Here is an 18,234-nt window from a genome sequence, read left to right on the forward strand (position 1 = left end):
CGAACCTTGAAAACTGAACAACAGACGCGCAAATTTTAGTTCGTAACCCTCGTTACAGAACTAAATTTGAACAATATTTTTGAGCTAATCAACTTTTCTTTTATGGAGAGTTTGATCCTGGCTCAGGACGAACGCTGGCGGCGTGCCTAATACATGCAAGTCGAGCGGACCAATTAGAAAGCTTGCTTTTTAATTGGTTAGCGGCGGACGGGTGAGTAACACGTGGGTAACCTGCCCTATAGACCGGGATAACTCGCGGAAACGCGTGCTAATACCGGATAACACACCGAAGCGCATGCTTCGGGGTTGAAAGATGGTTCTGCTATCACTATAGGATGGGCCCGCGGCGCATTAGCTAGTTGGTGGGGTAACGGCCTACCAAGGCGACGATGCGTAGCCGACCTGAGAGGGTGATCGGCCACACTGGGACTGAGACACGGCCCAGACTCCTACGGGAGGCAGCAGTAGGGAATCTTCCACAATGGGCGAAAGCCTGATGGAGCAACGCCGCGTGAGCGAAGAAGGTCTTCGGATCGTAAAGCTCTGTTGTAAGGGAAGAACAAGCGCAGCAGTCACTGGCTGCGCCCTGACGGTACCTTACTAGAAAGCCACGGCTAACTACGTGCCAGCAGCCGCGGTAATACGTAGGTGGCAAGCGTTGTCCGGAATTATTGGGCGTAAAGCGCGCGCAGGCGGTCTCTTAAGTCTGATGTGAAAGCCCCCGGCTCAACCGGGGAGGGTCATTGGAAACTGGGAGACTTGAGTGCAGGAGAGGGAAGTGGAATTCCATGTGTAGCGGTGAAATGCGTAGAGATATGGAGGAACACCAGTGGCGAAGGCGGCTTCCTGGCCTGTAACTGACGCTGAGGCGCGAAAGCGTGGGGAGCAAACAGGATTAGATACCCTGGTAGTCCACGCCGTAAACGATGAGTGCTAGGTGTTAGGGGGTTTCCGCCCCTTAGTGCTGCAGCTAACGCATTAAGCACTCCGCCTGGGGAGTACGGTCGCAAGACTGAAACTCAAAGGAATTGACGGGGGCCCGCACAAGCGGTGGAGCATGTGGTTTAATTCGAAGCAACGCGAAGAACCTTACCAGGTCTTGACATCCCGCTGACCGCCATGGAGACATGGCCTTCCCTTCGGGGACAGCGGTGACAGGTGGTGCATGGTTGTCGTCAGCTCGTGTCGTGAGATGTTGGGTTAAGTCCCGCAACGAGCGCAACCCTTGTCCTTAGTTGCCATCATTCAGTTGGGCACTCTAAGGAGACTGCCGTACAAATACGGAGGAAGGTGGGGATGACGTCAAATCATCATGCCCCTTATGACCTGGGCTACACACGTGCTACAATGGGTGGTACAAAGGGCAGCGAACCCGCGAGGGGGAGCGAATCCCAAAAAGCCACTCTCAGTTCGGATTGCAGGCTGCAACTCGCCTGCATGAAGCCGGAATCGCTAGTAATCGCGGATCAGCATGCCGCGGTGAATACGTTCCCGGGCCTTGTACACACCGCCCGTCACACCACGAGAGTCTGTAACACCCGAAGTCGGTGAGGTAACCCTCCGGGAGCCAGCCGCCGAAGGTGGGACAGATGATTGGGGTGAAGTCGTAACAAGGTAGCCGTATCGGAAGGTGCGGCTGGATCACCTCCTTTCTAAGGATTATAAAACGGAAAGCGCGTTTTGTTGTTCAGTTTTGAGGGTTCATTCCCTCGAAGTTAACGATAGGATGGGCCTATAGCTCAGCTGGTTAGAGCGCACGCCTGATAAGCGTGAGGTCGATGGTTCAAGTCCATTTAGGCCCACCATAATATAATAAAACTAAAATACGGGGCATTAGCTCAGCTGGGAGAGCGCCTGCTTTGCACGCAGGAGGTCAGCGGTTCGATCCCGCTATGCTCCACCATATATTCCGTATGACTTTCGTAGATGAAACAATCCATCTCGTGGTTATACCAGCTTTGGAATATTGCTGTTGTTCTTTGAAAACTGGATAAACGACATTGAAAGCAAGAAATTTACTGTAAGCTCTTAATTTTTAGGTTAAGTTAGTAAGGGCGCACGGTGGATGCCTTGGCACTAGGAGCCGATGAAGGACGGGACTAACACCGATATGCTTCGGGGAGCTGTAAGTAAGCTTTGATCCGGAGATTTCCGAATGGGGCAACCCACTGCTCGTAATGGAGCAGTATCTTAACGTGAATTCATAGCGTTAAGAGGGCACACCCAGGGAACTGAAACATCTAAGTACCTGGAGGAGAAGAAAGAAACATCGATTCCCTGAGTAGCGGCGAGCGAAACGGGAACAGCCCAAACCAAGAGGCTTGCCTCTTGGGGTTGTAGGACACTCTATACGGAGTTACAAAAGGATGGGTTAGACGAACCGTTCTGGAAAGGACGGCCGTAGAAGGTAACAGCCCTGTAGTCGAAAATCCATCCTCTCCAGAGTGGATCCTGAGTACGGCGGAACACGTGAAATTCCGTCGGAATCCGGGAGGACCATCTCCCAAGGCTAAATACTCCCTAGTGACCGATAGTGAACCAGTACCGTGAGGGAAAGGTGAAAAGCACCCCGGGAGGGGAGTGAAAGAGAACCTGAAACCGTGTGCCTACAAGTAGTCAGAGCCCGTTAACGGGTGATGGCGTGCCTTTTGTAGAATGAACCGGCGAGTTACGATTACGTGCAAGGTTAAGTCGAGGAGACGGAGCCGCAGCGAAAGCGAGTCTGAATAGGGCGAAAGAGTACGTGGTCGTAGACCCGAAACCAGGTGATCTACCCATGTCCAGGGTGAAGGTGAGGTAACACTCACTGGAGGCCCGAACCCACGCACGTTGAAAAGTGCGGGGATGAGGTGTGGGTAGCGGAGAAATTCCAATCGAACTTGGAGATAGCTGGTTCTCTCCGAAATAGCTTTAGGGCTAGCCTCGCGTAACGAATACTGGAGGTAGAGCACTGTTTGGACTAGGGGCCCACCTCGGGTTACCGAATTCAGACAAACTCCGAATGCCAGCTATTTAGACGCGGGAGTCAGACTACGAGTGATAAGATCCGTGGTCAAGAGGGAAACAGCCCAGACCACCAGCTAAGGTCCCAAAGTAACCGTTAAGTGGAAAAGGATGTGGCGTTGCTTAGACAACCAGGATGTTGGCTTAGAAGCAGCCATCATTTAAAGAGTGCGTAATAGCTCACTGGTCGAGTGACGCTGCGCCGAAAATGTATCGGGGCTAAACGGTTCACCGAAGCTGTGGATTCGTGCTTCGCACGAGTGGTAGGAGAGCGTTCTAAGTGCGCAGAAGTCAGACCGGAAGGACTGGTGGAGCGCTTAGAAGTGAGAATGCCGGTATGAGTAGCGAAAGATGGGTGAGAATCCCATCCACCGAATGACTAAGGTTTCCTGAGGAAGGCTCGTCCGCTCAGGGTTAGTCGGGACCTAAGCCGAGGCCGAAAGGCGTAGGCGATGGACAACAGGTTGATATTCCTGTACCACCTCCCCGCCGTTTGAGCAATGGGGGGACGCAGGAGGATAGGGAAAGCACGCCGTTGGTCGCGCGTGTCCAAGCCGCAAGGCGGGGAAGTAGGCAAATCCGCTTCCCATAACGCCAAGCGGTGATGGGGAGCCTCTTAGGAGGCGAAGTTCCTGATTTCACACTGCCAAGAAAAGCCTCTAGCGAGGCGGGAGGTGCCCGTACCGCAAACCGACACAGGTAGTCGAGGAGAGAATCCTAAGGTGAGCGAGAGAACTCTCGTTAAGGAACTCGGCAAAATGACCCCGTAACTTCGGGAGAAGGGGTGCTCATTGGGGTGCAAGCCCCGATGAGCCGCAGTGAATAGGCCCAGGCGACTGTTTATCAAAAACACAGGTCTCTGCAAAACCGCAAGGTGACGTATAGGGGCTGACGCCTGCCCGGTGCTGGAAGGTTAAGAGGAGGAGTTAGCGCAAGCGAAGCTCCGAATTGAAGCCCCAGTAAACGGCGGCCGTAACTATAACGGTCCTAAGGTAGCGAAATTCCTTGTCGGGTAAGTTCCGACCCGCACGAAAGGCGTAACGATCTGGGCACTGTCTCAACGAGAGACTCGGTGAAATTATAGTACCTGTGAAGATGCAGGTTACCCGCGACAGGACGGAAAGACCCCGTGGAGCTTTACTGTAACCTGATATTGAATTTCGGTGCAACTTGTACAGGATAGGTAGGAGCCGTAGAAGGGGGAGCGCCAGCTTCCCTGGAGGCGCCCTTGGGATACTACCCTGGTTGTACTGAAATTCTAACCCGCAAGCCTGATCGGCTTGGGAGACAGTGTCAGGTGGACAGTTTGACTGGGGCGGTCGCCTCCCAAAAGGTAACGGAGGCGCCCAAAGGTTCCCTCAGAATGGTTGGAAATCATTCGCAGAGTGTAAAGGCATAAGGGAGCTTGACTGCGAGACCTACAAGTCGAGCAGGGTCGAAAGACGGGCTTAGTGATCCGGTGGTTCCGCATGGAAGGGCCATCGCTCAACGGATAAAAGCTACCCCGGGGATAACAGGCTTATCTCCCCCAAGAGTCCACATCGACGGGGAGGTTTGGCACCTCGATGTCGGCTCATCGCATCCTGGGGCTGTAGTCGGTCCCAAGGGTTGGGCTGTTCGCCCATTAAAGCGGTACGCGAGCTGGGTTCAGAACGTCGTGAGACAGTTCGGTCCCTATCCGTCGTGGGCGCAGGAAATTTGAGAGGAGCTGTCCTTAGTACGAGAGGACCGGGATGGACACACCGCTGGTGTACCAGTTGTCTTGCCAAAGGCACAGCTGGGTAGCTATGTGTGGACGGGATAAGTGCTGAAAGCATCTAAGCATGAAGCCCCCCTCAAGATGAGATTTCCCATTGCATAAGCAAGTAAGATCCCTCAAAGACGATGAGGTAGATAGGTCCGAGGTGGAAGCACGGTGACGTGTGGAGCTGACGGATACTAATCGATCGAGGACTTAACCAAAAGAAAAGCTTTCAATGCCGTTATCCAGTTTTGAGAGAACAACCTCTCAACTACTAAAAAAATTCAAATAAATACTTGACAAATAAACGAAATATGATATAATAATATTTGTCTTTCGGTGAGAAAACAAGCCTAGTGATGATAGCAAAGAGGTCACACCCGTTCCCATACCGAACACGGAAGTTAAGCTCTTTAGCGCCGATGGTAGTTGGGGGCTTCCCCCTGCGAGAGTAGGACGTCGCTGGGCTTGAAAATAGAATCATTCCGAAGTAGCTCAGTGGTAGAGCAATCGGCTGTTAACCGATTGGTCGTAGGTTCGAATCCTACCTTCGGAGCCATGCTTCTTGGAGAGTTGTCCGAGTGGCTGAAGGAGCACGATTGGAAATCGTGTAGACGGGGATAACCTGTCTCAAGGGTTCAAATCCCTTACTCTCCGCCATTATTAAGGATTGGCCCCTTGGTCAAGTGGTTAAGACACCGCCCTTTCACGGCGGTAACACGGGTTCGAATCCCGTAGGGGTCACCAATATGGAGGATTAGCTCAGCTGGGAGAGCATCTGCCTTACAAGCAGAGGGTCGGCGGTTCGATCCCGTCATCCTCCACCATAAAAATACTTATTATCGCGGGGTAGAGCAGTCTGGTAGCTCGTCGGGCTCATAACCCGGAGGTCGCAGGTTCAAATCCTGCCCCCGCAACCAAAGAGTGGTCCCGTGGTGTAGTGGTTAACATGCCTGCCTGTCACGCAGGAGATCGCGGGTTCGAGTCCCGTCGGGACCGCCATTAAAAAATAGTGGGTCGGTAGCTCAGTCGGTAGAGCAGAGGACTGAAAATCCTCGTGTCGGCGGTTCGATTCCGCCCCAACCCACCATTTTGAAAATAAATGCCGGCGTAGCTCAACTGGTAGAGCAACTGACTTGTAATCAGTAGGTTGAGGGTTCGATTCCTTTCGCCGGCACCATACTTTCGGAGGGGTAGCGAAGTGGCTAAACGCGACGGACTGTAAATCCGTTCCCTTTGGGTTCGGCGGTTCGAATCCGCCCCCCTCCACCATCTGATATTACAGGGGCATAGTTTAATGGTAGAACAAAGGTCTCCAAAACCTTCAGTGTGGGTTCGATTCCTACTGCCCCTGCCAATGAACCAGACATGATGGCGACTGTGGCGAAGTGGTTAACGCACCGGATTGTGGCTCCGGCATTCGTGGGTTCGATTCCCATCAGTCGCCCCATAAAAACTGAAAATGGATTCGAAAATAAAAAAGGATTCCATTAGGTTTCCACCAATATAGAATATAAGGATTTTATATGATATAATTGGGGTATAGCCAAGTGGTAAGGCAACGGATTTTGATTCCGTCATGCCCAGGTTCGAATCCTGGTACCCCAGCCATCAAGTATGCGGAAGTAGTTCAGTGGTAGAACACCACCTTGCCAAGGTGGGGGTCGCGGGTTCGAGTCCCGTCTTCCGCTCCAGTGTTGGCGGCTTAGCCAAGTGGTAAGGCACGGGTCTGCAACACCCTTATCACCGGTTCGAATCCGGTAGCCGCCTCCAAATGAGACAAAAAAATAATATTACGCCGATGTGGCGGAATTGGCAGACGCGCACGACTCAAAATCGTGTTCCCAAAAGGAGTGTGGGTTCGACTCCCACCATCGGCATCCATGATTAAAGTAAGTTCCAAAAAAACGTTTCCTGATAATTTGGGAAACGTTTTTTTGTTATACGGAATAAGATTTATAGGTTCTTTGTCAAATGGTGTTGGTGAATAAATTTTAGTGACATTATTTGGTAATATGTAATCGGATGGCTTAGGGGAAATTCGAGGTTCCCCTAAGCTGTTTTTATTTTCGCTAAGTTTTGGGTAATGAATATTCGTAAGCCCGAATTCAAATGACGCATTGAAAAACTTAAAACAGGGATTAAAAAAGCGTACCTATTAGTACGCATGACAAATAGCCCTACAATCTTGAATTTTTTCAGATTGAGGGCTATTTTGCTATTGCACATGATTCACGTATATTTTTAGACCAAGGCAAGTAGCGATCGATTATTTCTGGTTGCTGATGGATTGGGAGGTTTGGGAGTTCTGTCAATACTTTGACCAAGTATTGATAGAAATCAATTCCATTAGCTTTTGTCGTTTCAGCTAAACTCAAACAAACGGCATTGGCATCAGCTCCCAATTCACTCACAGAGAAAAGCCAGTTCTTCCGACCAATCACACTCGGACGAATCGCATTTTCTGCTGGGTTATTGTCAATCGCAATTCGACCGTCATATAGAAATGCTTTTAGACCTTCGGCATGTTTCAAGGTATAGTTTGCCGCTTCCGCAAGGGCACTTTTGCCGTAAAAAGGAGATTCATCTACCCATTGTAAGAATTCTTCCACAATCGGTTTGGAATATTTTTTTCGTGCTTTTCGACGTTTGCTTGGTGAAAGTTTCTTAAACTTTCGTTCCAATTCGTAGAGTCGATTACAATATTCTACACCTTTTTCGGCGTTTTTACTGTTGGCTTTTAGCCATTTTCTACGCACATGTGCCCAACAATTGGCGAATGTGACGTTAGGTAAACCAGCGTATGCAGAATATCCGTCACAAATGATGGTTCCCTTGAACTTTTCCACGAAGTCTTTTAAAACTTCCCGACTTCGCGATAACGCACTATGAAACATGACGATGGTCGGCCCTTGAGAAGCAACGCTTCGGAATACCCAGTTATAAGCATTAGACTGAGCCGACTTTCCATCCGAACGGTTGAGTATTTGAGCGTATGTTTCATCAATATGAAGAATTGATTTTTTCATAAGGAGCTCTTTCATACGATGGTAGATTGGATGAAGCCAATCCTCCGCGATTCGAATCACCCAGTTCGATAAATTTTTATCGTTTGTAAGGAGACCATAATGGTTCCATTCCTTTACCTGGCGATATAAAGGTAAATATTGAACAAACTTATCGTAGATGATTTTTGCCAAGACCGTTGGTCCAGCAATACTTCGTTGAATCGCTGGTTGTGGTGCTTTGCCTCGTTTGATTTGTGAATTTTTGCTGAGATCTTTTTTACAATTCCTGCACTCATAAGCGTGTTCGATATGTCGAACACGCTTCACAATAGCCGGTATAAATTTTGCTTCCTCACGAACAATCGTGCTGCCGATCTCTGTCATCTGAGATTGACAACACTCGCATTGTAAGTTTTCAGGGTGATGATGAATTTCTTCAATTTCTAAACCATCCACGAAGAAATCGTTTCGTTTCTTTTTATGTATTTTACGAACAACTGTATAGGTAACAGTGTCCGTGCTTTGTTCTTCTGTGTGCTCAGGTTCGTTAAAAAAAGAGTCATCATCAAATAAAGAACATTGTCCATCTGGAGCTTGGTACTTTGATTTTTCTGATTTTGAGCCATAAAGAAGCTTTGTTAAATAGCGAACTTGTTGTGACAACGATTCAATTTGTTTCAACAGTTCTTCATTTCTCTTATTGGATTGCGCGAGTTGTTCTTCTAATAATTGAATTAATTTTTCATTCGAATCATTGCTCACATCATTCACCACATTTCCGTCCAAATTCAATAATGTCTTGATTATATCACTAGTAATCATTGGTTAAAAGACACCTTTTTTAGATTTTTGTATGGCTTTCGGTTGATGAATTGTGAGTCCTTCAAGTAACCAACGAAGTTGTTGTTGCGTGAGCCGACGAACTTCATTTTTATTTCGTGGCCATTGGAGTTTGCCATTATCCAATCGTTTATAAAGCATAGCGAAGCCATCTCCATCAAAGTATAAACATTTATAACGATCTTTCCTTCGACCGCAAAACAAGAAGATTGCCTCGCTGTATGGATCGAGTTCGAATGAATCCTGAATTAGCGTTGCTAGACCGTCGATTCCTTTTCGCATATCTGTATGACCGCAAATGATATAGATATTTTTGCATTTTGTAAAATCATGAATCATTTCGATTCAACTCCCTGATAACCGCTTGAAGTAATTGAGGTTTGACACCGGGGTAGAAGGAGATTTTACACTGATTGGATTGAATGACGCATATTGGTCTGAGTGGACCACGACTTGCTGGGGATGGAGTTGGATCAGATTTGGACTCTAATTTTACAGGCACGATATTGAGTTTTTCCGTTGTCAAAAAAAGAACACCTCCTCTGTAATTGTTACTTTCATCTTACAGGGAGGTGTCATTGATTTATAGGCGTTGTTTGATTTCGGGCTTACGAATATTCGGTTTCTAAAGTGATAGAAGGATCGATAACCGAAAGAAATGCGTTTAATCACTTTGATTTTGTTATTAATCCCCTCTAAAATGCCGTTGTTATAATCATATTTCAACGTATTCTCCACGTAATTGATGTATTTGTTGATTGTCTTGATGGCGGTTTTCATATAGCTGGAAACGATATTTTGTTTATTCTCTAATGTTTTCTTTAGGAGCTCAAAGTCTTTGATTTTTATGCAATGTTGCACGTATTGATATAACTCATAGGACGCTTTTAATTCAGAATCTAAATCAATGAGATAGTGGAGAATCTCCACCTCACACATATGCTTTTTAAAGCAACGATGATATTTATAGTTCTTATAATCAAGTTTTGTTTGATCTTTCAGAAGGAGCTTCCAGTATTTTTTTAATTTATTGTAATTCTTTTTATCCCGATTCATGACGTTGATGCGCGTTTTGTTTAAAGCTCTGCTAAATAGTTGGAGGATATGGAATTTGTCGAGTACGATTTCCGCTTTAGGGAAAACTTCGTGGATTAAGGAAATATAAGGGCTGTACATATCGATGACAATCGTTTTTACCGCATCTCTCGCCTTCTTGGAATACCGTAAGAAATACTCTTTGAGGACATGTAATCTCCGGTCCTCCACGATATCCACCATCTCCCCCGTTTCAGAGTCGCAGAAAATAAAGGACATCGCTCCAGCTGCGGATTTCACTGATTTAAACTCATCAAAACACAAATGCTTTGGAAGGTAGTGAACATTTGGTTGATAATAGCTATAAAAGCTGTCAATGACACGACTGACAGTGGCATGAGAAACATTATGTTTCATCGCAATATCTTTTTCGGATATTTTATCTTTGGCGTTTAAAGCAATCGCTACTTTAGTATTGTTGGAAATACAACAGTTTTTAGCCACGACGCTCGTTTTTAAAGTAAACGTGGAATGACAATGTTTACAGAAATAACGCTGTTTACGCAATTTTAAGTAGGTATGAAAACCTGAAATGCTAGGCATTTTAATGAGAGACGTTTTAAAACCGTGTTTAATGATTTGAACATCAAAGACATGTCCACAAGCATAACAAGCTTTTGGTTGGTAAGTTAATTGGCCATAAAAGACTTTTGATTGGACCCCTTTAATGAGTTCTTCTGCACAAAAATTTTCATCAAATGTGATATTTTTGTCTTTTATATTGAGTAGGTTTCGTATAGAATGATGGTGAGACATGTGACACAACTCCTTTGGAAAATGTGTTTTGGCGATTACATTTTACCAGAGTTTTGTCACTGTCTCATTTTTTTTTTGTTCAAAAAAATTGGTGCTGGTTTATACTCACCAACACCAAATATTATAGAGCCGATTTATAGGCTCTATAATATGGTTCTTTGTCAAGTAAGCCCGAAATATAGGAGATAAATAGTAAGCCCGAAATCAAACAACGCCTATAAATCAATGACACCTCCCTGTAAGATGAAAGTAACAATTACAGAGGAGGTGTTCTTTTTTTGACAACGGAAAAACTCAATATCGTGCCTGTAAAATTAGAGTCCAAAGTAAGCCCGAATTCAAATGACGCATTGAAAAACTTAAAACAGGGATTAAAAAAGCGTACCTATTAGTACGCATGACAAATAGCCCTACAATCTTGAATTTTTTCAGATTGAGGGCTATTTTGCTATTGCACATGATTCACGAATGGTTTTCGACCATGGTAAATAGCAATCTAATATTTTTGGCTGTTGATGGATTGGTAAACTTGGGAGTTCCGACAATACTTTCGCTAGGTATTGATAAAAATCAATGCCATTCGCTTTTGCCGTTTCAGCCAAGCTTAAACAGATGGCATTCGCATCGGCTCCCGATTCACTGACGGAAAACAGCCAATTTTTACGTCCAATGACATTTGGGCGAATCGCATTTTCAGCTGGATTGTTATCCATTTCAATGCGCCCATCATACAGAAAAGCTTTTAGACCTTCGGCGTGCTTCAATGTATACTCCGCAGCTTTGGCAAGGGCATTCTTCCCATAGAAAGGAGATTCTTCAATCCATTTGAAAAATGCCTCGACAATAGGTTTGGACTCTTTTTGTCTAGCTTTTCTCCGTTCGCTCGGCCGAAGTTTCTTAAATTTCCGTTCTAGGCGGTAAAGTCGATCACAATAATCGACACCAATCCGTCCATTTTTACTTTCGGCTTTTAACCAGTATCGACGAACATGAGCCCAGCAGTTGGCAAAATGAATATTTGGTACATCATGGTATGCAGAATATCCATCGCAGATAATCGTCCCTTTAAAGCCTTTCATAAAGTCAGTCAAAATTTCCCGACTACGGGATAAAGCACTATGGAACAGAACAATTGCCGGTCCTTGGGAAGCAACGCTACGGAACACCCAGTTGTAAGCTTTAGATTGAGCTGGCTTTCCATCTGAGCGGTTCAATACTTGGGCATAGGTTTCATCGACATGAAGAATTGATTTTTTCATGAGGGTTTCTTTCATTCGATTATATAATGGAAGAAGCCAATCTTCTGCCGTGCGAATCACCCAGTTTGATAGGTTTTTATCATTGGTTAGTAAACCATAACGATGCCATTCCTTTACTTGCCGATGTAAAGGCAAATAGAGGACAAACTTGTCATAAATCAGTTTTGCTAAGACCGTTGGTCCTGCAATACTTCGCTGAATGGCAGGTTGTGGTGCTTTACCTCGCTTGATTTGTGAGTTTTTATGTAAATTTTTTTTACAGGACCTACACTCATAAGCGTGTTCAATATGCTGAACACGCTTCATCGTAGCTGGTATGAATTTCGCTTCTTCCCGTACAACCGTACTGCCAATCTCTGTCATAAGTGATTGACAACACTCGCATTGTAGATTTTCCGGATGATGATGTATTTCTTCAATTTCTAAACCATCTATAAAAGAATCATTTCGTTTTTTCTTGTTATGTCGTTTACGAACAACGGTGTAAGTCACGGTGTCCGTGCTTTGTTCTCCTGTGTGCTCAGGTTCCTTAAAAAAAGGGTCGTCATCAAACAAAGAACACTGTCCATCTGGAGCTTGGTACTTTGATTTTTCGGATTTTGAACCATAAAGAAGTTTCGTGAGATAGCGAACTTGCTCAGTCAACACTTCAATTTGTTTGGATAGCTCCTTGTTTTGATTGGTTAACTGATCATTTTGTTTCTTCATATATGTTAACTGTTCTTCAAGAAGTTGAATGACTTTTTCAGTCGGCATTGAAGTGTCGCCCAAACGATTCACCACATTTCCGTACAGATTTCATATTGAATTGATTATATCATTAAATTGGTAACTAGAAGATACCTTTTTTCGATTTTTGGATGGCTTTCGGTTGTTGAATTGAGCGTCCTTCCAGCAACCATCGAAGCTCCTGCTGAGTCAGATTTCGAACTTCATTTTTGTTTCTTGGCCATTGGAGTTTGCCGTTATCGATTCGTTTGTATAACATGGCGAAGCCATCTCCATCAAAATACAAACATTTATAACACAATCATGAATATGATCACAATGCTGAAAAACAGAAAGAAATTTACTCCGGAATTTTTGAAGATGATGAAGTGGAAGACAGGGAATTGTCGGACTGGGAAGGAGATTGGCAATCTGTTTATCCTTATTTATTGGATGGAACCTTGGACGAGGTTTTGAAGAAAAAAGCGGAAACAAAGAAAGACAAGACTTTTGAAGAATACAAAGAATATTATAAAATCGGCTATGAAACAGACATTGAACGAATCGTCATAAAGGATGATACAATGAAATTTTATCGAAATGGGGAGGGGAAAACAGGAAAGTATAAATACCATGGTTACGAAATACTGACATATGAAGCTGGAAATAGAGGTGTTCGTTACTTATTTGATTTGGTAGACGGTGAAGAAGGAGTTCCAAAACATGTTCAATTCAGTGATCACAATATATATCCGACCAAATCACATCATTTCCATATTTACTTTGGGGATGCAGATCATGAAACATTGTTAAAAGAATTGGAAAATTGGCCAACATACTATTTCTCTCATTTAAGCGGAGAAGAAATTGCAGAGGAAATGATGGCACATTAATTATATCAGCTCTTTATAGCAACCTAATTTCTAGGTTTCTATTAGGGAGAAAAAGAAGGATAGTGTGATGTGACGTATATTTTCTAAAAACCATATATTCTGAACTTCATAAAAAAATCCTTCAAAGTATTGTATAATATGATTGATTGGAGGTGATAGCAAATGGCAGATATGAAGATTTATCCGCCAGAAATTGGAGCTTCCCATGCAAAGTCTGTTACTGAAATGGCGATACTTTGCATGGGTGGATTTTAAATAAATCGCCTATGAACTGAATGATCCCATTTCTGAAACAGCTTTGCAAAAATCCTTTAAATAATAAAAAAGGAGCTGTCAGGAATGGAAAACAAAAATACAGAAATGAATTTAAAACCTTTTATTCGAAATGATCAATTCAATTTTATTAAATTTGAACTAAAAAACATTATTTCAGCACATTTATCGGTTAAAGACAAAGAAACGCTGGATGCTTTGAAATTATATGCATTCGATAAGATTCAAAACTTGTTCCCCGATTTAAATGAAGAACAAAGTGAACGATTATATAAAATCATCGACATTGAAGAGGAAACACAAGCAAAGCATTTTCTTCATGAATTGAAACAATATGTTATTCCGTTTGCGAATCTCACGGAAAATGCAATAAGAAAACTCTTTCCAAAAATAGGGAAATTAAAAGTTCCTCCATTAGTAGAAATGGATTGCAGGGAAATTTCCTATTTAGGCTGGAATGATGTCGGATTAGGAAGAAAGTTTCTTGTAGTCGAATATGACGGCAAATTGATGGGAATCGAAGGAACTTTTAAAGAGTCACATAAAGGCATATGTTCTATATGCAATAGATTGGAAGAAATCGGTCTATTTGTCGCAAATGTGAAAAGCGGAAAAGAATCTTATGTCAATAGAGGAAATTATATTTGCAAAAACAGCGTAAAATGTAATCAAAATATCACTTCATTGGATAAACTGAATAGTTTTATTGAAGTTCTAAAGAAATAAAGGAAAAAACTGTGGGCATGAACCCACAGTTTTATTTTTCCACATTCCAAAAATCCGCTTCATCCACATTTTTCACAGCATGCAAAAAGTTTTGGCGCACGTTTGGGTATTTTTCGCTTAACGCTTTGACGAGTTCTTTCATCTCTTCCCGCTTCGTGTTTTTATCCGCAGGGCAAGGGTTATGTATAATAGGGATTTCTTTCGCTTTGACGAATTGAATGATGGATTGCTCTTCAATGGCAATCATCGGGCGAATCAATGTAATGTCCAAACGGCTCATATAGGATACCGGTTTAAACACGCCCAATTTTCCTCCAAACAGAAGATTCATAAAAAAGGTTTCAATGCCGTCATCTAAATGGTGGCCGTAAGCAACTAGATTGCAGCCAAGGGATTTTGCGTAATCATATAAAATTCCCCTGCGCAAGTTGGCACATAAGGAACAAGGGTTTTTTTCCCGGCGGATGTCAAACACGATTTGGCTGATGTTGGTTTCTTTAATATGCAGCTCATGTCCGAGGCTTTCCACATAGTTTTTTAGCGGCGATAGATCCATTCCTTCAAAGCCGAGCGTCAAGGTAACAGGAACAATATCAAATTGGAAAGGAGCCTGTTGCTTGAGCAGTGTGAGAAGATAAAGCAAAGTGGAGCTGTCCTTTCCCCCGGATAAGCCGACCGCCACCCGATCGCCTTCTTCAATCATGTTGTATTCCATAATCGTTTTCCGAAAGGGTTTGTAAAGGCGTTTGTTTTCAGAGTTTGAGAGTTTTAATACCATAGTAAATACCCCTTTTTATCTTCAAAGTTCTGTAAGAATTATAAAATATGTTGCCGTATGCGGCAAATGGCTGATGGATGACTGCCTTTGATAATATATTGTTAGAAAAGACCTTTGCTTGAATATATAAGAAAGGGGAAAAGAAGGGGTGTATTCAGAAGAACAATTGCGAGAATTAATTGAAGGCCAAACCATTGGTGAAGATTATCCCTATAACACAAATGATAAAGAAGAGATTGAAGAATACATCAAACGTTTATATTACCGGATCAAATCGATACATTACGGACATATCCAGGCATAAAAAAATACATAGGAATCGAAAAATTATTACATACTTATTCCATTATCGTTTTTACTCAACTATCCACATTGAAATTCAAGGAGCCTTTCATATCTGCTAAAGTGATTCAAATCCCGCAATTATTAAATGTAATTAAAGAGCGGAATGAAGTAAAAATTTCCTCAAGGGAGTTGCAAAAAATTAATCAATAGCTGGGGAAACTGTTTATGAAGAAAAAAGAAACAAATCAAAAAGCATCACACCAAAACCATTCGGAAAAACATTAGGTATCGAATGTTATTTTATAAAAAAATGATTGAAGAATTTATACATTTCATGAACCTTTCCCTAAACCATATAATCCCAAAAGTTATAGTAGTAAAATAATAATAGATTCATTAAAGAAACGGAGGGCATGAAGATGAATATCAAACATGTAACAGTAGCCGGTGGAGGAGTGTTGGGAAGCCAAATCGCATTCCAAACAGCATATTCCGGATTCCCGGTCAATCTTTATGACATCAGCGATGAAGCTTTGGACAAAGCAAAAGAAAAAATCCGCGCTTGGCAGGAAGCATATAAAAGAGACTTGGGCGCCACTGAAGAAGAAGTAGAAAAAGCATATAACAATTTGACGTTTTATACGGATTTGGAAAAAGCGGTGAAAGGGGCGGACCTTGTCATCGAAGCGGTGCCGGAAGTGTACGACATTAAAGCGAACTTCTATAAAAATCGGTTCTTTGTCAAATGGTGTTGGTGAATAAATTTTAGTGACATTATTTGGTAATATGTAATCGGATGGCTTAGGGGAAATTCGAGGTTCCCCTAAGCTGTTTTTATTTTCGCTAAGTTTTGGGTAATGAATATTCGGTTTCTAAAGTGATAGAAGGATCGATAACCGAAAGAAATGCGTTTAATCACTTTGATTTTGTTATTAATCCCCTCTAAAATGCCGTTGTTATAATCATATTTCAACGTATTCTCCACGTAATTGATGTATTTGTTGATTGTCTTGATGGCGGTTTTCATATAGCTGGAAACGATATTTTGTTTATTCTCTAATGTTTTCTTTAGGAGCTCAAAGTCTTTGATTTTTATGCAATGTTGCACGTATTGATATAACTCATAGGACGCTTTTAATTCAGAATCTAAATCAATGAGATCGTGGAGAATCTCCACCTCACACATATGCTTTTTAAAGCAACGATGATATTTATAGTTCTTATAATCAAGTTTTGTTTGATCTTTCAGAAGGAGCTTCCAGTATTTTTTTAATTTATTGTAATTCTTTTTATCCCGATTCATGACGTTGATGCGCGTTTTGTTTAAAGCTCTGCTAAATAGTTGGAGGATATGGAATTTGTCGAGTACGATTTCCGCTTTAGGGAAAACTTCGTGGATTAAGGAAATATAAGGGCTGTACATATCGATGACAATCGTTTTTACCGCATCTCTCGCCTTCTTGGAATACCGTAAGAAATACTCTTTGAGGACATGTAATCTCCGGTCCTCCACGATATCCACCATCTCCCCCGTTTCAGAGTCGCAGAAAATAAAGGACATCGCTCCAGCTGCGGATTTCACTGATTTAAACTCATCAAAACACAAATGCTTTGGAAGGTAGTGAACATTTGGTTGATAATAGCTATAAAAGCTGTCAATGACACGACTGACAGTGGCATGAGAAACATTATGTTTCATCGCAATATCTTTTTCGGATATTTTATCTTTGGCGTTTAAAGCAATCGCTACTTTAGTATTGTTGGAAATACAACAGTTTTTAGCCACGACGCTCGTTTTTAAAGTAAACGTGGAATGACAATGTTTACAGAAATAACGCTGTTTACGCAATTTTAAGTAGGTATGAAAACCTGAAATGCTAGGCATTTTAATGAGAGACGTTTTAAAACCGTGTTTAATGATTTGAACATCAAAGACATGTCCACAAGCATAACAAGCTTTTGGTTGGTAAGTTAATTGGCCATAAAAGACTTTTGATTGGACCCCTTTAATGAGTTCTTCTGCACAAAAATTTTCATCAAATGTGATATTTTTGTCTTTTATATTGAGTAGGTTTCGTATAGAATGATGGTGAGACATGTGACACAACTCCTTTGGAAAATGTGTTTTGGCGATTACATTTTACCAGAGTTTTGTCACTGTCTCATTTTTTTTTGTTCAAAAAAATTGGTGCTGGTTTATACTCACCAACACCAAATATTATAGAGCCTAAAAATCTTGGGGAAGTGGCGGATGAAAAGACCATTTTTGCATCCAACTCCTCGACCATGTTGCCAAGCCAATTTGCCGATATTTCCGGAAGACCTGAAAAGTTTTTGAATTTGCACTTTGCCAATGAAATTTGGAAACACAACACAGCAGAAGTTATGAAACATGAAGGAACAGACCGACAAGTGTTTGAAGAGGTCATTGAATTTGCCAAAGCGATTGGCATGGTTCCGCTGCCATTGTATAAAGAACAGCCGGGCTACATCTTAAATTCCTTGCTCGTTCCGTTCTTGGATGCTGCGCAAAAATTGGTGGTGAACGGCATTGCCGATCCTTATACAGTAGATAAAACATGGATGATTGCAACGGGTGCTCCTCAAGGTCCTTTTGCGATTCTGGATGTGGTGGGCATAAATACTCCATATAATTTGTGCCTTGCGAGAGCAAAAGCGGGGGACAAGGAAGCGGAGAAAATTGCTGAGTACTTGAAAAAAGAATTTCTTGATAAAGGACGAATGGGCATTCAAAACGGCAAAGGCTTCTATGACTACCCTAATCCGAAATACCTTGACCCGGATTTCTTAAAATAGAGTTGATTGGAAAAAGGAGATTAAGTTCTCCTTTTTCTATGTGATAATATTA

The 18,234-nt window shown here is 42.7% G+C and carries 10 protein-coding genes, 17 tRNA genes, 3 rRNA genes and 2 pseudogenes; 25 read left to right on the forward strand and 7 right to left on the reverse strand.

Features of this window, described 5'->3' with window-relative positions:
- Positions 1–99: 99 nt before the first annotated feature.
- From NSS77_RS09410 to NSS77_RS09505, 20 genes are all read left to right on the forward strand, one after another.
- A 16S ribosomal RNA gene (locus NSS77_RS09410) occupies positions 100–1,652 on the forward strand.
- 76 nt (positions 1,653–1,728) lie between these two features.
- Positions 1,729–1,805, forward strand: a tRNA-Ile gene (locus NSS77_RS09415).
- 22 nt (positions 1,806–1,827) lie between these two features.
- Positions 1,828–1,903, forward strand: a tRNA-Ala gene (locus tag NSS77_RS09420).
- Between the two features lie 135 nt (positions 1,904–2,038).
- Positions 2,039–4,965, forward strand: a 23S ribosomal RNA gene (locus tag NSS77_RS09425).
- Positions 4,966–5,096: 131 nt separating this feature from the next.
- A 5S ribosomal RNA gene (rrf, locus tag NSS77_RS09430) occupies positions 5,097–5,212 on the forward strand.
- Together the 16S, 23S and 5S rRNA genes with 17 tRNA genes alongside form the textbook arrangement of a ribosomal RNA operon.
- Positions 5,213–5,228: 16 nt before the next feature.
- Positions 5,229–5,303, forward strand: a tRNA-Asn gene (locus NSS77_RS09435).
- 8 nt (positions 5,304–5,311) lie between these two features.
- Positions 5,312–5,404: transfer RNA gene (locus tag NSS77_RS09440), tRNA-Ser, on the forward strand.
- 12 nt (positions 5,405–5,416) lie between these two features.
- Positions 5,417–5,491: transfer RNA gene (locus NSS77_RS09445), tRNA-Glu, on the forward strand.
- A 4-nt stretch (positions 5,492–5,495) separates the two neighbouring features.
- A tRNA-Val gene (locus tag NSS77_RS09450) sits at positions 5,496–5,571 on the forward strand.
- Between the two features lie 16 nt (positions 5,572–5,587).
- Positions 5,588–5,664 (forward strand) — tRNA-Met (locus NSS77_RS09455).
- Positions 5,665–5,670: 6 nt separating this feature from the next.
- Positions 5,671–5,746 (forward strand) — tRNA-Asp (locus NSS77_RS09460).
- A gap of 12 nt (positions 5,747–5,758) precedes the next feature.
- Positions 5,759–5,834 (forward strand) — tRNA-Phe (locus tag NSS77_RS09465).
- A 14-nt stretch (positions 5,835–5,848) separates the two neighbouring features.
- Positions 5,849–5,924: transfer RNA gene (locus NSS77_RS09470), tRNA-Thr, on the forward strand.
- Between the two features lie 7 nt (positions 5,925–5,931).
- Positions 5,932–6,016 (forward strand) — tRNA-Tyr (locus NSS77_RS09475).
- An 11-nt stretch (positions 6,017–6,027) separates the two neighbouring features.
- Positions 6,028–6,101 (forward strand) — tRNA-Trp (locus NSS77_RS09480).
- Positions 6,102–6,118: 17 nt separating this feature from the next.
- Positions 6,119–6,194 (forward strand) — tRNA-His (locus NSS77_RS09485).
- Positions 6,195–6,280: 86 nt separating this feature from the next.
- Positions 6,281–6,355 (forward strand) — tRNA-Gln (locus NSS77_RS09490).
- Positions 6,356–6,363: 8 nt separating this feature from the next.
- Positions 6,364–6,438: transfer RNA gene (locus tag NSS77_RS09495), tRNA-Gly, on the forward strand.
- A gap of 5 nt (positions 6,439–6,443) precedes the next feature.
- Positions 6,444–6,517 (forward strand) — tRNA-Cys (locus NSS77_RS09500).
- 24 nt (positions 6,518–6,541) lie between these two features.
- Positions 6,542–6,624 (forward strand) — tRNA-Leu (locus tag NSS77_RS09505).
- 330 nt (positions 6,625–6,954) lie between these two features.
- Here NSS77_RS09505 and NSS77_RS09510 read toward each other — a convergent pair.
- The 5 genes from NSS77_RS09510 to tnpB (NSS77_RS09530) form a co-directional block, all read right to left on the reverse strand.
- The gene (locus tag NSS77_RS09510) at positions 6,955–8,574 is read right to left on the reverse strand and encodes an IS66 family transposase (RefSeq protein ID WP_211358719.1); all 1,620 of its coding nucleotides are present in this window, start codon (positions 8,572–8,574) and stop codon (positions 6,955–6,957) included.
- 3 nt (positions 8,575–8,577) lie between these two features.
- Entirely contained in the window at positions 8,578–8,931 is a 354-nt protein-coding gene (tnpB, locus tag NSS77_RS09515; RefSeq protein WP_141603390.1) for an IS66 family insertion sequence element accessory protein TnpB, read from the reverse strand.
- A gap of 183 nt (positions 8,932–9,114) precedes the next feature.
- Positions 9,115–10,443 (reverse strand): ISL3 family transposase, encoded by a 1,329-nt coding sequence (locus NSS77_RS09520; protein WP_342468565.1) that lies wholly within the window; start codon positions 10,441–10,443, stop codon positions 9,115–9,117.
- A 440-nt stretch (positions 10,444–10,883) separates the two neighbouring features.
- Positions 10,884–12,458, reverse strand: coding sequence for an IS66 family transposase (locus NSS77_RS09525; protein ID WP_342468566.1), 1,575 nt, complete (start codon positions 12,456–12,458; stop codon positions 10,884–10,886).
- 76 nt (positions 12,459–12,534) lie between these two features.
- On the reverse strand, positions 12,535–12,732 hold the full coding sequence (tnpB, locus tag NSS77_RS09530) for an IS66 family insertion sequence element accessory protein TnpB (protein WP_342468567.1): 198 nt from the start codon (positions 12,730–12,732) through the stop codon (positions 12,535–12,537).
- Positions 12,733–12,769: 37 nt separating this feature from the next.
- On the opposite strand from tnpB (NSS77_RS09530), the pseudogene NSS77_RS09535 reads away from it, so the two are divergent.
- Together NSS77_RS09535 and NSS77_RS09540 are read left to right on the forward strand one after the other, a co-directional pair.
- Positions 12,770–13,303: pseudogene (locus NSS77_RS09535) on the forward strand (metal-binding protein ZinT); the annotation flags it as partial.
- A gap of 339 nt (positions 13,304–13,642) precedes the next feature.
- On the forward strand, positions 13,643–14,302 hold the full coding sequence (locus NSS77_RS09540) for a FusB/FusC family EF-G-binding protein (RefSeq protein ID WP_208650618.1): 660 nt from the start codon (positions 13,643–13,645) through the stop codon (positions 14,300–14,302).
- A gap of 31 nt (positions 14,303–14,333) precedes the next feature.
- On the opposite strand, the gene NSS77_RS09545 is transcribed toward NSS77_RS09540, so the two are convergent.
- Positions 14,334–15,080: an ATP-binding protein gene (locus tag NSS77_RS09545; protein WP_342468568.1), complete on the reverse strand. Its 747-nt coding sequence runs from the start codon at positions 15,078–15,080 to the stop codon at positions 14,334–14,336.
- 148 nt (positions 15,081–15,228) lie between these two features.
- On the opposite strand from NSS77_RS09545, the gene NSS77_RS09550 reads away from it, so the two are divergent.
- Both NSS77_RS09550 and NSS77_RS09555 read left to right on the forward strand, forming a co-directional pair.
- Entirely contained in the window at positions 15,229–15,384 is a 156-nt protein-coding gene (locus NSS77_RS09550) for a hypothetical protein (RefSeq protein ID WP_342468569.1), read from the forward strand.
- A 400-nt stretch (positions 15,385–15,784) separates the two neighbouring features.
- Complete coding sequence (locus NSS77_RS09555; RefSeq protein WP_342468570.1) at positions 15,785–16,123, forward strand: 3-hydroxyacyl-CoA dehydrogenase NAD-binding domain-containing protein; 339 nt, start codon at positions 15,785–15,787, stop codon at positions 16,121–16,123.
- A 65-nt stretch (positions 16,124–16,188) separates the two neighbouring features.
- On the opposite strand, the gene NSS77_RS09560 is transcribed toward NSS77_RS09555, so the two are convergent.
- A complete protein-coding gene (locus tag NSS77_RS09560; protein WP_342468571.1) occupies positions 16,189–17,463 on the reverse strand; it encodes an ISL3 family transposase in 1,275 nt (424 codons plus the stop codon).
- 137 nt (positions 17,464–17,600) lie between these two features.
- Between NSS77_RS09560 and NSS77_RS09565 the strand changes: the two are divergent.
- Positions 17,601–18,182, forward strand: a pseudogene (locus NSS77_RS09565) (3-hydroxyacyl-CoA dehydrogenase family protein); the annotation flags it as partial.
- Between the last annotated feature and the right edge of the window lie 52 nt (positions 18,183–18,234).

Origin of the sequence: Ureibacillus sp. FSL K6-3587 (assembly GCF_038593165.1) — a bacterium.
Lineage (GTDB): Bacteria > Bacillota > Bacilli > Bacillales_A > Planococcaceae > Ureibacillus > Ureibacillus suwonensis.

Excerpts from the sequence above, each read along its gene's own strand:
- tnpB (WP_141603390.1), bottom strand. The coding sequence starts at position 8,931 with ATGATTCATGATTTTACAAAATGCAAAAATATCTATATCATTTGCGGT.
- NSS77_RS09560 (WP_342468571.1), bottom strand. The coding sequence starts at position 17,463 with ATGTCTCACCATCATTCTATACGAAACCTACTCAATATAAAAGACAAA.
- NSS77_RS09520 (WP_342468565.1), bottom strand. The coding sequence starts at position 10,443 with ATGTCTCACCATCATTCTATACGAAACCTACTCAATATAAAAGACAAA.
- NSS77_RS09555 (WP_342468570.1), top strand. The coding sequence starts at position 15,785 with ATGAATATCAAACATGTAACAGTAGCCGGTGGAGGAGTGTTGGGAAGC.
- NSS77_RS09510 (WP_211358719.1), bottom strand. The coding sequence starts at position 8,574 with ATGATTACTAGTGATATAATCAAGACATTATTGAATTTGGACGGAAAT.
- NSS77_RS09545 (WP_342468568.1), bottom strand. The coding sequence starts at position 15,080 with ATGGTATTAAAACTCTCAAACTCTGAAAACAAACGCCTTTACAAACCC.
- NSS77_RS09540 (WP_208650618.1), top strand. The coding sequence starts at position 13,643 with ATGGAAAACAAAAATACAGAAATGAATTTAAAACCTTTTATTCGAAAT.
- NSS77_RS09525 (WP_342468566.1), bottom strand. The coding sequence starts at position 12,458 with ATGCCGACTGAAAAAGTCATTCAACTTCTTGAAGAACAGTTAACATAT.